Origin of the sequence: Paracoccus gahaiensis, from assembly GCF_005048225.1 — a bacterium.
GTDB lineage: Bacteria > Pseudomonadota > Alphaproteobacteria > Rhodobacterales > Rhodobacteraceae > Paracoccus > Paracoccus gahaiensis.
Genome location: NZ_SUNI01000003.1, coordinates 251,235 through 265,855, shown reverse-complemented (window position 1 = coordinate 265,855; position 14,621 = coordinate 251,235). Strand labels below are relative to the sequence as shown.

Annotated in this window: 14 protein-coding genes; 3 read left to right on the top strand and 11 right to left on the bottom strand. The window is 69.0% G+C overall.

Translation table 11 applies throughout. The features are described 5' to 3' along the window. Positions 1-41 precede the first annotated feature (41 nt). On the top strand, positions 42-980 hold the full coding sequence (locus tag FA743_RS06010; protein WP_136884962.1) for a nucleoside hydrolase: 939 nt from the start codon (positions 42-44) through the stop codon (positions 978-980). On the opposite strand, the gene FA743_RS06005 is transcribed toward FA743_RS06010, so the two are convergent. The 9 genes from FA743_RS06005 to pyrH form a co-directional block, all read right to left on the bottom strand. Beyond that, positions 939-1,682 carry an OmpH/Skp family outer membrane protein gene (locus FA743_RS06005; RefSeq protein WP_136884961.1) on the bottom strand — a complete coding sequence of 248 codons (744 nt, stop codon included), beginning with the start codon at positions 1,680-1,682 and terminating at the stop codon, positions 939-941. The two genes, FA743_RS06010 and FA743_RS06005, sit on opposite strands and share 42 nt — an antisense overlap. Further along, a complete protein-coding gene (bamA, locus tag FA743_RS06000) occupies positions 1,682-3,982 on the bottom strand; it encodes an outer membrane protein assembly factor BamA (RefSeq protein ID WP_136884960.1) in 2,301 nt (766 codons plus the stop codon). The genes FA743_RS06005 and bamA overlap by 1 nt, the downstream gene beginning before the upstream one ends. 101 nt (positions 3,983-4,083) lie before the next feature. Further along, on the bottom strand, positions 4,084-5,415 hold the full coding sequence (rseP, locus tag FA743_RS05995) for an RIP metalloprotease RseP (RefSeq protein WP_136884959.1): 1,332 nt from the start codon (positions 5,413-5,415) through the stop codon (positions 4,084-4,086). Next, entirely contained in the window at positions 5,403-6,569 is a 1,167-nt protein-coding gene (gene dxr, locus FA743_RS05990) for a 1-deoxy-D-xylulose-5-phosphate reductoisomerase (RefSeq protein ID WP_136884958.1), read from the bottom strand. Before dxr ends, rseP begins: the two co-directional genes overlap by 13 nt. A gap of 3 nt (positions 6,570-6,572) precedes the next feature. Beyond that, on the bottom strand, positions 6,573-7,415 hold the full coding sequence (locus FA743_RS05985; RefSeq protein WP_136884957.1) for a phosphatidate cytidylyltransferase: 843 nt from the start codon (positions 7,413-7,415) through the stop codon (positions 6,573-6,575). Further along, a complete protein-coding gene (uppS, locus tag FA743_RS05980; RefSeq protein WP_211242200.1) occupies positions 7,412-8,143 on the bottom strand; it encodes a polyprenyl diphosphate synthase in 732 nt (243 codons plus the stop codon). The genes FA743_RS05985 and uppS overlap by 4 nt, the downstream gene beginning before the upstream one ends. A gap of 7 nt (positions 8,144-8,150) precedes the next feature. Continuing rightward, entirely contained in the window at positions 8,151-8,714 is a 564-nt protein-coding gene (frr, locus tag FA743_RS05975) for a ribosome recycling factor (protein WP_136884956.1), read from the bottom strand. 90 nt (positions 8,715-8,804) lie between these two features. Continuing rightward, on the bottom strand, positions 8,805-9,596 hold the full coding sequence (locus tag FA743_RS05970; protein WP_136884955.1) for an ion transporter: 792 nt from the start codon (positions 9,594-9,596) through the stop codon (positions 8,805-8,807). A 7-nt stretch (positions 9,597-9,603) separates the two neighbouring features. After that, on the bottom strand, positions 9,604-10,329 hold the full coding sequence (gene pyrH, locus FA743_RS05965; protein WP_136884954.1) for a UMP kinase: 726 nt from the start codon (positions 10,327-10,329) through the stop codon (positions 9,604-9,606). 82 nt (positions 10,330-10,411) lie between these two features. Here pyrH and miaA point away from each other — a divergent pair, with 82 nt between their 5' ends. Next, positions 10,412-11,302, top strand: a complete 891-nt coding sequence (gene miaA, locus FA743_RS05960; protein ID WP_136884953.1) for a tRNA (adenosine(37)-N6)-dimethylallyltransferase MiaA — start codon at positions 10,412-10,414, stop codon at positions 11,300-11,302. Positions 11,303-11,440: 138 nt separating this feature from the next. After that, complete coding sequence (locus FA743_RS05955) at positions 11,441-12,505, top strand: AraC family transcriptional regulator (protein ID WP_136884952.1); 1,065 nt, start codon at positions 11,441-11,443, stop codon at positions 12,503-12,505. A 92-nt stretch (positions 12,506-12,597) separates the two neighbouring features. On the opposite strand, the gene FA743_RS05950 is transcribed toward FA743_RS05955, so the two are convergent. Together FA743_RS05950 and FA743_RS05945 are read right to left on the bottom strand one after the other, a co-directional pair. After that, positions 12,598-13,341, bottom strand: a complete 744-nt coding sequence (locus FA743_RS05950) for an RlmE family RNA methyltransferase (RefSeq protein ID WP_136884951.1) — start codon at positions 13,339-13,341, stop codon at positions 12,598-12,600. Between the two features lies 1 nt (position 13,342). Then, positions 13,343-14,464: a Ppx/GppA phosphatase family protein gene (locus tag FA743_RS05945; RefSeq protein WP_136884950.1), complete on the bottom strand. Its 1,122-nt coding sequence runs from the start codon at positions 14,462-14,464 to the stop codon at positions 13,343-13,345. Positions 14,465-14,621 lie beyond the last annotated feature (157 nt).

Here is a 14,621-nt window from a genome sequence, read left to right as displayed (position 1 = left end):
TGGCGCACAAAACCGCGTTTGGCGAGACTGAGGGGCTCAGGATGGCGCAGAAGATCATCATCGACACCGATCCGGGGCAGGACGATGCCGTGGCCATCCTGCTGGCGCTGGCCTCGCCGGAGCTGGAGGTTCTGGGCATCGTGGCGGTGGCCGGCAACGTGCCGCTGGCGCTGACCGAGGTGAATGCGCGCAAGATCGTCGAGCTGGCGGGCCGGGACGACGTGCCGGTCTTTGCGGGTTGCGACCGGCCTTTGGCGCGGGCGCTGGTCACCGCCGAGCATGTGCATGGAAAGACCGGGCTGGACGGGATCACGCTGCCCGCGCCTCGCCTGCCCCTGCAGGCGCAGCACGGGGTCGATTTCATCGTCGAGCTGCTACGCCGCGAGGCCCCGGGCACGGTCACGCTGGTGCCCATCGGGCCCCTGACCAACATCGCCGAGGCCTTCCGCCGCGCGCCCGACATCATCACTCGGGTCGCGCGGATCGTGCTGATGGGCGGGGCCTATTTCGAGGTGGGCAACATCACCCCGGCGGCCGAGTTCAACATCTTCGTCGATCCCGAGGCCGCGGCCGAGGTCTTCGGATCGGGCGTGCCGCTGGTCGTCATGCCGCTGGACGTGACTCACAAGGCGCTGACCGATCGCGACTGGATCGAGGCGATGCGTGCCTTGCCCGGGCGCTGCGGACCCGCCGTCGCGGGCTGGACGGATTTCTTCGAGCGCTTCGACACGGCGAAATACGGCAGCCAGGGCGCGCCGCTGCACGATCCCTGCACCATCGCCTGGCTGCTGGAGCCGGGCCTGTTCCAGGGGCGCGAGATCAATGTCGAGATCGAGACCGAGGGCCGGTGGACCACCGGCATGACGGTCGCGGACTGGTGGCGGGTCAGCGGGCGGGCGCCCAATGCGCTGTTCCTGAACGAGGTCGACCGCGACGGGCTATTCGACCTGATCCGGGACCGCATCGCCCGCCTGCCCTGAGTCCTCCGCCTGCCCCGAGCCGACCATCTCCTCGGTCAAGGGCGCGTCGGGGTCGGGCAGCGGGACCACGCCCGCGCCGTCACCGATGCGCTGGTCCAGCGTGGTGATCAGCTGCTGGGTGACGTCGATGGCGTCCAGCGACACGAAGACCGTGCGCCGGTCCAGGACCGCGACCGCGCCCCGGTCCGACATCACCTGACCCATCACCGGCAGGGCGGCGCGGAAAAAGGCGGCACGGTCGGCCTCGGCCCAGCCATTCAGATCCTGCACGGCCTGGGCGCGCTCGCGGCGGATGCCGGTGGCGCGCAGATCGAAGCTTTCGGCCAGGCGCCGGAACTCGGCGGCGGGCAGCGTGGCGCGCTGTTCGGTCAGCTGCGATTCCTCGGTCGACAGAAGCCGGGTCAGCCGCTCGTTCTCGTCGGCGACGATGTCGCCCTCGGCCTCCAGCCGCGCCTGCGCACGCAGGCCCCAGGCCGAGGACAGGTACAGCAGGTCCAGATCCAGCGTCAGCACCGGCGCGCGGTCCGACAGCGCGGTGTCCGGGGCGGCGATGGTGCCATTGGGCAGGCTGGGCGGCGCCGCGAGGGGCGGGACGCCCGGGGGGGCGGGCAATTCGGCAGGGGCCTCGCCGGTCCCCGCCTGCTGGGCTGTGGCGGGCCCCGCCGCCAGCATCAGACACAGAAGGGCCCGCCCCATCGGCATCAGAAGTTCGTCTGGATCGTCAGGTCGAAATTCTGTTCCAGGTCATAGTCTTCCTTGCGCACCGCCTGCGAGAAGTTGAAGCGCAGCGGCCCGATCGGCGTGGTCCAGAAGATCGAGGCGCCGACCGCGCCGCGCACATACATGCTGTCGTCGATCTCGGCCATGTCGGTGCCCGAGGTCCGGTCCAGGCCCCAGAGCGAGCCGACATCGGCGAACAGGCCGCCCGAGATCCCGTATTCCTCGGGCAGGCCGATGGGAAACTGCGCCTCGGCGCGGGCCGCCCAGTAGTAATTGCCGCCCAGGCCGTCCTCGTTCTCGGCCTCAAGGTCGCGAGGGCCGAAACCGTTCGGCTCGAAGCCGCGGATGCGGTTGCCGGTGCGGAAGCGGTCCAGGATCCAGGTCTCGTAATCGCCATAGCTGTAGATGGCCCCGGCCTCGAGCTCGGCGCGCAGGGTCACGCTTTCGCGCCAGGCGGTGCTTTCCACCCCGGCCAGCGCGGTGGTGGTGATCGTCTTGGTGTCGCCGCCCGCGCCCGCGAAATCCTGCGAGAAGCGGAAGCGATAGGCGGTCAGCGGGTCCAGCCCGGTGCGGCGCGAATCCCAGTTGTAGGTATAGCCGATGGCCGAGGTGATCCGCGATCCCACGTCGTCGATCAGCAGCTGCGAGCTGGTCTCGGGAACGCTGCTCAGGTCGTCTTCCGAGATGCGATAGCGCAGCTCGATCCGGGCGTTCTCGGAAATCGGGAACTCGATCGACGGCTGCACGCGGATCGAGCGGGTGTCGTAATCCGAGTTCAGGCTTTCCGTCTCGCTGTAATTGGCCGAAAAGCCGAAGCGCAGATCGCGGCCCAGGAAATAGGGCTCGACGAAGTTGACGCCCGCCGCGCGGTCGCCGCTGGCCGTGGACAGCTGCACGCCCAAGGTCTGGCCGCGCCCCAGGAAGTTGCGCTCGGTCAGGCCGATGTTGAAGCCGACCCCCGAATTGACCCCGTAGGCCGCGCCAAGCGACAGCGAGCCGGTGGGCTGCTCCTCGACATTGACGCCGACGATGACCTGATCGGGGCCGCTGCCCTGCCGCGTCTCGACCTGGGCATCGGTGAAATAGCCAAGCGCGCGGACACGCTCGGCCGAGTTGCGGATCTCGCGCGGGTTGAAGGGATCGCCCTCGACGGTGTTGAACTGGCGGCGGATCACCTCGTCCAGGGTGGTCGTGTTGCCCTCGATGTCGATGCGCTCGACGAAGATGCGCTGGCCACGGGTCAGGGCGAAGGTCAGATCCAGGCTCTGGTTCTGCGGATTGCGGGTGACGCGCGGCTCGATGCTGATGAAGTCCAGGCCCTGCTGGATGGCGACCGTCTCCATCCGGCGGATGGTCGTGTCGATGATCGAGGGGTTGTAGACGCCGCCCCGCTGCACCCGGTTCTGCTCGGCGAAGATCGCGGCATCGACCCCGGGGATCTCGGACACGGTGTCCACGCGGCCGAAGCGATAGCGCGGGCCTTCCTCGATGCTGAAGGTCACGAAGAAGGCGTCGCGTTCGCGCGCGATCTCGGGGGCGGTGCCCTGCACGCGGAAATCGGCATAGCCCTGCGAGCGGTAGAAGTCGGTCAAGAGCTGCTCGTCCAGCGGGATGCGCTCGGGCGCGAAGGTGTCGCGACGGATGAAGGTGCGCAACAGGCCCGCCTGCTTGGTTTCCAGCACGTTGCGCAGGCGGCGGTCGGAAAAGGCGCGGTTGCCGACAAAGCTGATGCGCTCGATTTCGGTCACGTTGCCTTCGCGGATCTCGAAGACCAGATCGACCCGGTTGTTGCTGCGGCGGATGATCCTGGGATCGACGCGGGCGGCCAGGCGGCCCTCGGCGGCATAGATCTGCGCGATGGCCTGCGCGTCCTGGATCGCCTGGCTGGGCTGATAGACGCGGCGCGGCTGGCTGCGGATGATTTCCGTCAGGCGGTCGTTGTTCAGGCGGCGGTTGCCCTCGAAGCTGATCTGGTTGACGATCGGGTATTCGCTGACCCGCACGACCAGCTGGCCGCCCTGCGGGACCAGCTCGACCGTCTCGAACAGGCCCGAGCCCTGCAGGCGCTGCAGCGCGTCGTTGATCTGGCCGGGGCTGACATCCTGTCCCACCGGCAGATCCAGCGTCGACAGCACGGCCCCGGTCTCGATCTGCTGGTTGCCCTCGACGCTGATGGCGCTGAAGACCACCGCCTGCGCAGGCCCCGGGATCAGCCCGACCGGCATCGTGATCGCCAAGGCCGCCATCAGCGCGACCGCGCCCTTGCCCAGTTTCCGTTCCATCGAAGTCCCTCTTGTTCCGGCCTGCACGCGCCCTCTTCGGGCTGTCGTTTTGCCTACGGTCTTTGCCTGAACAGGGCGGGCCTGTCAAAAGCGCATGCGCCCTATGGGCAGAAAAGATCGTTCGTGAGGCCGAAAACCATCAGCGACAGCACCGCCGCCATGCCGATCGCCGTCAGCAGGTTCAGCGCCTTGTCCGAGGGCGGGCGCCCGCGCAGCGCCTCGTAGGTGTAGAACATCAGGTGCCCCCCATCCAGGACGGGAATGGGCAGCAGGTTCAGGAACCCGATCGCCGCCGACAGGACCGCGATCCACCACAGGAAGTTCGCGCCCCCCGCGCTGGCCGCCTGCCCCGTGCTTTCCGCGATGCTGATCGCGCCGCCCAGGTTGCAGGTGCCGATCTGGCCCGAGATCATCGCCCACATCCCCGTCAGGGACGAGGTGATGATCCCCCAGGTCTGGATCGCGCCCAGGGACAGCGCCTCCAGCGGCCCGGCGCTGCGGGTCTGCGGCGCGAAGAAGCTTTCGCCCCCGGTGACCCCGATCAGCCAGCGCTGCTCGAAGCCGCCGCCCTCGGCGGGCAGGTCGGACAGCTTGGGGCGCAGCGTCACGTCCAGTTCGCCCGCGCCCGCGCGCCAGAGACGCAGGGACAGGGGCTCGCCCTCGGCGGCCTCGACCGCCTCGCGCATCTGGGTGAAGCGTGCGACCGGCTCGCCGTCGATGGCCAGCACCACGTCGCCCGCCCGCATCCCGGCCTCGGCCGCCGCACTGCGCGGCGCCACGCCGCTGATGCGCGCGGGCATCGGGTCGGGCCCGGCGACGGTCAGGGTCTGGCCGTCCCGCTCGACCTGCCAGGGATGGGTCGTGGCGGCGGGCAAAGTCTCGGTCGCGGCGCCGATGTCGCGCCAGCTTTCGACAGGCAGATCGCCAAGCGCCAGGATGCGGTCGCCGGGCTGCAGCTCGTTGGTGATGGCGGGCGGCGCGTCGCTGATGGTGCCCACGCGCACCTCGTCCACAGGCAGACCCTGCACGATGGCGAAACCGCCGAAGATCAGGATCGACAGCACGAAGTTGAAGACCGGCCCCGCCAGCAGCGTGGCGAAGCGCGCCCAAAGCGGCGCGCCCTGCAGCGTCTGGCGGCGCAGGGCTGGATCGACCGCCTGCCCCGGCCCGGCGCTGGCCGCGTTGTCGTCGCCCAGAAACCGCACATAGCCGCCCAAGGGCAGCGCCGCGACCTGCCAGATGGTCCCCCGCCGGTCGGTGCGCGCATAGAGCCGCGGGCCGAAGCCCACCGAAAAGACCTCGGCCCGGATGCCGGACCAGCGCCCGACGATGTAATGGCCGTATTCGTGAACCGTCACGATCACCGCCAGCGCGACGACGAAGGCCGCCAGCGTCCAGAGCGTGCCGGTGGTCTGGGCGATCATGTCAAGCATCGGGCGGCCTTTCGTCGGGCAAGATTGTCCCAGTCCAGGACCGAGGCAAGGTCGACCGGATCGCGGCCAAAGCCTTCCTCGCCCGACAGGGCGGCCAGCGTGTCCTCGACCCGGGGGGCCATGTCGGTGAACCGGATGTTTCCGGCAATGAAATCGTCCAGCGCCTGTTCCTTGGCCGCGTTAAAGACCGCGCCGGCTGCACCGCCCGCCGCCATGACCTCGCGCGCCAGGCGCAGGGCGGGCCAGCGGGCCTCGTCGGGGGCGCGGAATGTCAGGCTGCCGATGGCGGCCAGATCCAGCGCGGCCACCGGCAGGGGGCGGCGGTCGGGCCAGTGCAGGGCAAAGCCGATGGCATGGCGCATGTCGGGCGCGCCCAGATGGGCGATGGTGCCACCGTCATGATGGGTGACCATGGCGTGGATGATCGACTCGGGGTGGACCAGCACCTTGATGCGGTCGGCGCCCAGACCGAACAGCTCCTTCGCCTCGATCACCTCCATCGCCTTGTTAAACATCGAGGCGCTGTCGATGGTGATGCGCTGCCCCATGGCCCAGTTGGGATGGGTCGAGGCCTGATCCACCGTCGCCGTGGCCAGCCGCTCCAGCGGCCAGTCCCGGAAGGCACCACCCGAGGCGGTCAGGGTCACATCCTTGACGCTGTCGAGGTTCTCGCTGCCAAGCACCTGAAAGACGGCGGAATGTTCGCTGTCGACCGGCAGGATCGTGGCGCCCGAGCGTGCCGTGGCGGCCCGAAGCAGGCTGCCCGCGCAGACCAGTGATTCCTTGTTGGCCAAGGCAAGCACGCCGCCCTGCGCCAAGGCCGTCAGGCCCGGCGCCAGCCCTGCGGACCCCACGATGGCCGAGAGGGTCCAGTCGGCGGGACGGGCGGCGGCCTCGATCAGCGCGGCGGTGCCGGCCCCCGCCGCAATGCCACTGCCGTCCAGCGCGGCGCGCAACTCGTCCAGCAGCTCGTCATGGGCGGTCACCGCGATCTCGGCCCGCAAATCGCGCGCCATCTGCGCCAGCAGCGCGATGTTGCGCCCGCCGGTCAGCGCCACGGTATGATAGGTCGCCGCCCCGCCCGCATGCCGGATCAGATCGACGCCGTTCGCGCCGACCGAGCCGGTCGCGCCGAAGATGGAAATGCGTCGCATCGGTCAGTTCACCACGGGCAGGCTGGTCAGGAATCCGATCACCATGGTGGCCAGCACCGCGCCCGTCACTGCGTCAAAACGATCCATGAAACCGCCATGGCCCGGGATCAGGTTCGAACTGTCCTTGACGCCCGCCCGCCGCTTCAGCCAGCTTTCGGCGATGTCGCCCATCTGGCCCGCGAAGCAGACGATCGGCGAGACCCAGATCAGCGCCACGTCGCCCTGACCCCAGATCCACAGGCCGGCCCCCAGAAGGCAGGCACCGATCCATCCCGCCACGCTGCCCGACCAGGTTTTCTTGGGGCTGAGCGAGGGCCAGAACTTGGGCCCGCCGATCATCCGACCGAAGAAATAGCCGAACGTGTCCGAGATGATGATGACGCCCATCAGCCACAGCACGAAGTTCAGCCCGTAAGCCTCTCGGAACACGACCAGTTCATAGGCGACCAGCAGGATGGCGGTGCCGAAGATCGCATAGGTCGCACGGTCGCGGGTGGCGGCGCCCGGCAGGCCCAGCAGGATCGGCAGCAGCAGCGCCAGCCAGGCCAGCGGATGAAAGTCGGTCAGGGCCAGCGCCTGCGACACGCCCGCGATGGCGGCCAGCGCGATGGGGCGGGAGCGCCCGAACAGGGTCACGTGGCGGGCCGGGTTCTTCCACCCGGTCATCGCCGCCAGTTCCCAGAAGGTGATGGCCGAGATGACCGCCATGGCCAGGCGCAGCCACAGCCCCTCGGCCACGGCTAGCATCACCCCGATGCCCAGAAGCACCAGCGTGGAGGCGACGCGCCGCGACAGGTCCCCCCATTTCCCGGGGGCGGCCCCGCGGGGGATCCGGCTCTCCGTCATGCGCCCCCGAAGCGGCGGTCGCGCAGGCCAAAGCGGTCCAGGATCGCCGCCAGATGATCGGGGGTGAAATCGGGCCACAGGGTCGGCGTGAACTCGTATTCCGAATAGGCCGCCTGCCAGGGCAGGAAGTTCGAGACCCGCGTCTCGCCCGAGGTGCGGATCACGAGGTCGGGATCGGGCTGTCCGGCAGTGTCCAGGCAGGCCTCCAGATCGGCCTGGCCCGGCGTCTCGACCTCGCCCCGGGCGATCTTGTCGGCGAGGCGCGTCGAGGCGCGCAGCAGTTCGTCCCGGCCGCCATAGTTGATGGCGACGGTCAGGTTCAGACGCGTGTTCCCCGCCGTGCGGGCCTCGATCGCGGCCATCAGGTCCTGCAGCTTGCGGTCCAGCCGCTCGCGCCCGCCGATGAAGCGAAGCCGCACGCCCTCCGAGGCCATGCCTTCGGCCTCGTACTGGATGTAGCGGCGGAAGATCTTCATCAGCCCGAGGACCTCCTCGGTCGAGCGCTTCCAGTTCTCGGTCGAGAAGGCATAGACCGTCAGCCAGTCCACGCCCAGCTCGGGGCAGGCCCGCACGATCTGCTTGACCCGCTCGGCGCCCCGGCGGTGCCCGACCAGACGCGGCCAGCCGCGTTCGGTGGCCCACCGGCCGTTGCCGTCCATGATGATGGCGACGTGGCGGGGCTGTGCGCCCCCGTCAGATACCGCCGCTGCGCCCCGAGCCAATGCCATTGCCGTCTCAGACCTGCATGATTTCGGCCTGCTTGGCCGTCAGCGCCTCGTCCACCGCCGCGATCATGCGGTCGGTCAGGGACTGGATCTCGGTTTCGTACAGCTTCTGGTCGTCCTCGGGCATGCCGTTGGCCTTGCCCTTCTTGACCCGATCCATGCCGTCGCGACGCACGTTCCGGATCGAGACCCGGGCGCTTTCGGCATATTGGGCGGCGACCTTGGTCAGCTCGCGGCGGCGTTCCTCGTTCAGCTCGGGGATCGGCAGCATGATGATCGTGCCGTTCAGCTGCGGGTTGATGCCCAGGCCGCTTTCGCGGATGGCCTTCTCGACCTTGCCGACCATGGCCTTGTCCCAGATGTTGATCGTCACCATCCGCGATTCCGGCACGTTGACCGTCCCCAGCTGGTTGATCGGGGTCATCTGCCCATAGGCGTCCACCTGCACCGGGTCCAGCATCGAGGCCGCGGCCCGTCCGGTGCGCAGGCTGGAAAATTCGCCGCGCAGGCTGTCCATGGCACCCTTCATGCGCCGTTCCAGATCGTCGGTGTCGATGTCGATGTCCTCAGCCATGTGGACTGCCTTCTGTCTTGATTTTTTCCGCTTGTAACCACTCTGCCGCAGCTTGGCAAAGCCTTTGCCTGCACATTCGGCAAGCTGTGATCAGGATCGCGTGCCCCCGCCCTCCTGCCGGGACAGGCGTTCCTCGATGGTGGTCAGGCGCGCCAGCACCTCGTCGCGATAGGCCTCGGTGGCGGCATTGCCTTCCTCCTGATGGGCCTCCTGCATCGAGTTCACGATCAGGCCGACCACCAGGTTCATCACCGCAAAGGTGGTGACCAGGATGAAGGGCACGAAGAAGATCCAGGCCTGCGGGAACACCTCCATCACCGGGCGCACGATGCCCATCGACCAGCTTTCCAGCGTCATGATCTGGAACAGCGAATAGGCCGAGTTGCCCAGATCCCCGAACCAGTCGGGAAAGGCCGCCGCGAACAGCTTGGTCGCCATCACCGCGAAGATGTAGAAGATGATCCCCATCAGCAGGAAGACCGAGGCCATGCCGGGCAGGGCCGACAGGAACCCCTCGACCACGCGGCGCAGGCGCGGCGTGACCGACACGATGCGCAGCAGACGCAGGATGCGCAGCGCGCGCAGCACCGACAGCCCTTGGGTCGCGGGCATCAGCGCGATGCCCACCACGATCACGTCAAAGATGTTCCAGCCGTCGCGGAAGAAGCGCGGGCCGCGCGCGAACAGCTTCAGCCCGATCTCGACCACGAAGATCATCAGGCACAGCGCGTCCAGCGCCAGGATCAGCGGCCCCGCCGCCGCCATCAGCGTGCGCGAGGTCTCCAGCCCCAGGATCAGGGCGTTGAACAGGATGACGGCCATGATGAAGGCCTGGGCCCGGGGGCCGTGGATGAACGCGTCGACGCGCGCGCGCAGGGTCATGGCAGGCTCAGTGATGGACACGGGTATAGGTTCCGCGCCCCTCCAGGATCGACCGGAACCCGCCCGGCGCATCCAGCGAGAAGACGATGATCGGCAGCTTGTTGTCGCGGGCCAGCGCGATGGCCGAGGCGTCCATCACGCCCAGATGCTTCTGCAGCACCTCGTCATAGGTCACATCGCCATAGCGCTGCGCATCCGCGTGCTTGACCGGATCCTTGTCATAGACCCCATCGACCTTGGTGCCCTTGAAGATGACCTCGCAGTTCATTTCCGATGCGCGCAGGGTCGCGGCCGTGTCGGTGGTGAAATACGGGTTTCCGGTGCCGGCGGCGAAGATCACGATGCGCTTCTTCTCCAGATGGCGGATGGCGCGGCGGCGGATATAGGGCTCGCAGACCTCGTCCATGCGGATCGCGCTGATCACGCGGCAATGCAGGCCCCGCGCCTCGAGCGAGGATTGCATGGCCAGCGCGTTCATCACCGTGGCGAGCATGCCCATATAGTCGGCGGTGGTCCGCTCCATCCCCTGCGCGCTGCCCTGCAGCCCGCGGAAGATGTTGCCGCCGCCGATGACCATGCAGACCTCGACGCCCATCGCCTGCACGGCCTCGACCTCGCTGGCGATGCGGGCGACGGTGGGCGGATGCAGGCCATAGCCCTGGTCGCCCATCAGCGCCTCGCCCGAGATCTTCAGCATCACGCGGCCATATTGCCTGGGGGTCTCGGTGGTCATCGGGGGGCTCCTGTCGCCGGTCGCTTTCATCGCGCCGTTAAATGTCGCAAAAGGCCCGAAGGTTCAACTGCCCGGAGGACCCATGCGCGACCCTGACCTGACACAGATCGACGCCTCGCGCCACCTGCTGATCGCGGGACCGACCGCCAGTGGCAAATCGGCGCTGGCGCTGGCCGTGGCAGAGGCACAGGGCGGGCTGGTGGTCAATGCCGATGCGCTGCAGGTCTGGTCCTGCTGGCGGGTGCTGACGGCGCGCCCCTCGGCGGCTGATCTGGCGGCGGCGCCCCATGCGCTTTACGGCCATGTCGCGCCGGGCGAGGTCTGGTCGGTCGGCGACTGGCTGCGCGAGGTGGCGGCCCTGACCGGGCAGCGGCTGATCGTGGCGGGGGGCACCGGGCTGTACCTGACCGCGCTGACGCGGGGGTTGGCACCGATCCCCGCCACGCCGCCGGATCTGCGCCGCCTGGCCGATGCGCGGCTGGCCGAACCGGGCGGTCTGGCGGCGCTGGTGGCCGAGCTGGACGCCCCCTCGCGCGCGGCCATCGACCTGCAGAACCCCGCCCGCGTCCAGCGAGCGTGGGAGGTCTGGCAGGCCACCGGGCGCGGCATCGCCGACTGGCAGGCCGACACGCCGCCACCGCTGATCGCCCCCGCCGAGTGCCAGCGCCTCGTGATCACCGCCGACCGCGACTGGCTGGCGGAGCGCATCGCCCTGCGCTTTGACACCATGCTGGATCAGGGCGCGCTGGACGAGGTGCGCGCGATGCTGCCCCTCTGGGATCCGGCGGCGCAATGGGCCAAGGCCATCGGCGCGCCCGAGCTGATCGCCCATCTGCAGGGCCATCTGACGCTGGCGCAGGCGCGCGAGCGGGCGGTCATCGCCTCGCGCCAATATGCCAAGGCGCAGCGGATCTGGTTCCGGGGGCGGATGCGCGACTGGCAGATGTGGCAGGCCGGCAACGCAACTGCGTGAACTCGCGTTCTGATTGCGAAACCTCTGCTGCGTCAACCGCGTTTTCATAATGTGAGGCCAAGGATGCTGTAAGGCGTGCCACGGGGCACGCGCTGACGCATCACGGCCCCTGCACCTTGTTGATCGGACGCGGACATCATGACGCTTTGGGGTCGCACGCACTGGCAGGAGGGGTTCCCCTTCTCTCCGACACGGCTGAGGCCACAGGCCCCTGCCCGACCGCCCTGCGCCGCCGAGGCGGTGACCGCGGCCCGCATCCCCGAGGCCGGAACCCCGCCGATCCCCTGGGCCGCGCCGACCGATGCTGCGGGACCCATGACGCATCCCGACCCGGTACCAAGCGCCGCGCCCTCCCGTCTTGCCCCCCACCGGCCCGGTCTCAGGCTGATGCCGCTGGCCGCCTTTGCCTGGGCCGGGCCGGGGGTTCGGCGCGGCGGCACCCCCGCCCTGCCCCGCACGCGCCCCGAGCACCTGCTGATCTGGCTGGTCTCGGGCCGGATGCGCCTGCAGATCGCGCGGCAGGCGACCGAGATGCAGCCCGGCTCGCTGCGTTTCATCCCCGCCGGCACCGCCTTGGCCGCCCATCCCCTGCCCGGGGCCGAGGGGCATGTCCTGACCCTCGCCCCCGATCTGACGACCGATCTGGACCCAGCCCTGCCCCGGCAGGTGACCGCCGGTCATCCGGGCGCGGGCGGTGCGGCCCTGCTGGTCACCCTGCGCGATCTGGCCGACGAGGCCGCGCGGGCCACAGACCGCCGGGCGCTGGCCTGCCATCTGAACCTTCTGTCCCTGCGCCTGTCGCGTCTTGATCCCGAACCGGGCCGCGTCCCTGCCGCCACGCGCGGGAATGCGGCCAATGCCGACGCACCCCGCCCCGACCGCCCGCTGGTCGAGCGGTTCTTGGCGCTGGCGGCGGTCGAGCTGGGCCAATGCCGCAGCCTCGCGGGGCTGGCGCAGGATCTGGGCACCACGCTGACGGTCCTGGACCGCAGCTGCCTCGAGGCGCGGGGACGTCGGGCGGTGGACCTGCTGCACGGGCTGCGGCTGGACCGGGCGGCCGAGCTGCTGCGTCACACCGACTGCCCTCCGGGGCGGATCGCGCAGGATCTGGGCTATGCCAGCCACGCCCACCTGACCCGCGCCTTCGTGACCGCCACCGGCCGCACGCCCGAGGCCTATCGTGTGCAGATGCGCCAGCCGTGAGGTCAGACGGACCTCCGCCCTCAGCCTTTCATCGTCCTGAAAGCATCCATCGCAGCGTGACGTCTGCCCGGCGGCCGACAGAAACGCCCCCGTCAGTCCTGGTCAGCCTGCTCGCGTCCCTTGAACCCGGTGGCCACCACGAACTTCTCGGACGAATCGCTGCGGCTGGCCGGAGGCTTGACGTTGACGACCTTGGTGAAGCGCTTCTTCAGCAGGGTCTGCATCTCGACCTCGGCGCCGCCCGCCAGCACCTTGGCGACGAAGGTGCCGCCCGGCTCCAGCACGTCGAAGGCCAGCTGCGCTGCCGCCTCGACCAGCGCCACGATGCGGATGTGGTCGGTGCCCTTGTGCCCCGAGCTGGAGGCCGCCATGTCCGACATCACCACATCGGCCGGCCCGCCCAGCCAGGCCTTGACCTGATCGTCGGCCCCCTCGGCCAGGAAATCCAGCACATGGATCTCGGCGCCGGGGATCTGGTCGACCTCCTGCAGGTCCAGCCCCAGCACGCGCCCGACCTTCTTGCCCGATTTCTCGCCCAGGGAATTCACGCGGGCCACGGCCACCTGGCACCAGCCGCCGGGCGCGCAGCCCAGATCGACCACGCGCGCGCCGGGCACCAAAAAGCGGTACTTGTCGTCCAGCTCCAGGATCTTGTAGGCCGCCCGCCCGCGATAGCCCTCGCGCTTGGCACGCACCACGTAAGGGTCGTTCAGCTGCCGTTCCAGCCACAGGGTCGAGGACAGCTTGCGCCCCTTGGCCGATTTCACGCGCACGCGCAGGTCGCGGGCGCCGCGGCCGCTGGTCTTGCCCTCGCGGCTGGTCGGTGTCTTCGTCATCTCATGCCACTCCGTTCAGGCCGTCCGGCGTCAGGACCCCATCGCGCACCATCTGAGCATAAAGCAACCCCTCGCGCAGCCCGCGATCGGCCACCGACAGCTTGTTGGTGGGCCAGACGCGCATCAATGTCTGCAGGATCGCCGCCCCCGACATGATCAGCGCATGCCGCTCGCGCCCGATGCGCGGATCGGTGCGCCGTCCCTCGGGACCCAGCTGCAGATAGGAATGGATCACCCGGTCGATCTGGTCGCTGGTCATCTCCAGCCCGTCCACCTTGGTGCGGTCATAGCGGCGCAGGCCCAGGAAACTGGCCGCGACCGTGGTCACGGTGCCCGAGGTGCCGATGATCTGGAACCCCTCGTCGGGCGATCCGTCCGCATAGGGGGTGAAGTTTGCCAAGGCCTCCTCGAAGAACCAGCTCATCAGCGCGAAGCGGCCCTGATCGTCCTCCACATCGGCGAACTGATCGCGCAGCGTCGCCACGCCCAGGGGCACGCTGATCCAGTCCACGACCCGCGCGCCGCCGGGCTGCGGATTGCCGAAGCCGTCCGCCAGCCGCATGATCGCGCGGGGACGTTCCTTGGGCTCCACGTCCTCGAGGTCGATCCAGACCAGTTCCGTGGACCCGCCGCCGATATCGACGACCATCAGCGTCTCGGTCTTGTGGCTGACCAGGGGCGCGCAGCTGATCACCGCCAGCTGCGCCTCTTCCTCGGAGCCGATGATCTCGATCGGCAGGCCGGTCTCGCGGCGGATGGTGCGCATGAAATCGCGGCTGTTGCGGGCCCGGCGGCAGGCCTCGGTCGCCACAAGGCGCATGTTGCGGACCTTGTGCTGGTCCAGCTTGCGCCGGCAGACCTGCAATGCGTGGATGGTACGCGCCATCGAACTGCGGGACAGGCGTCCCGAAGCTTCCAGCCCCTGACCAAGCTGAACCGGCTTGGAGAAGCTGTCGATGACCTGGAACTGACTGCCCGTCGGACGGGCAATCAGCATCCGGCAAGAATTCGTCCCGAGGTCCAGCGCAGCATAAAGCGGCCCTTCCTCGGGAAGTCGGGTGCCTGACGGCTCGACCGTGATGTTCGGGAACGCGCCCGCACCCGCAGGACGCTTGGGCGTCATGACACACGCCCTCCGATGACTGGTTGCATAAAACGTAACCTGCCCGGAGGGACCATTCAAGGGGCGGCGGGCGCGATGCGGTGCCGATCGGACGATCCCGCGGGGCCGGGCCGAGGAAGTTCCGGCGCTTGTGCGGCCCGTCTTGACGCGCGGACGG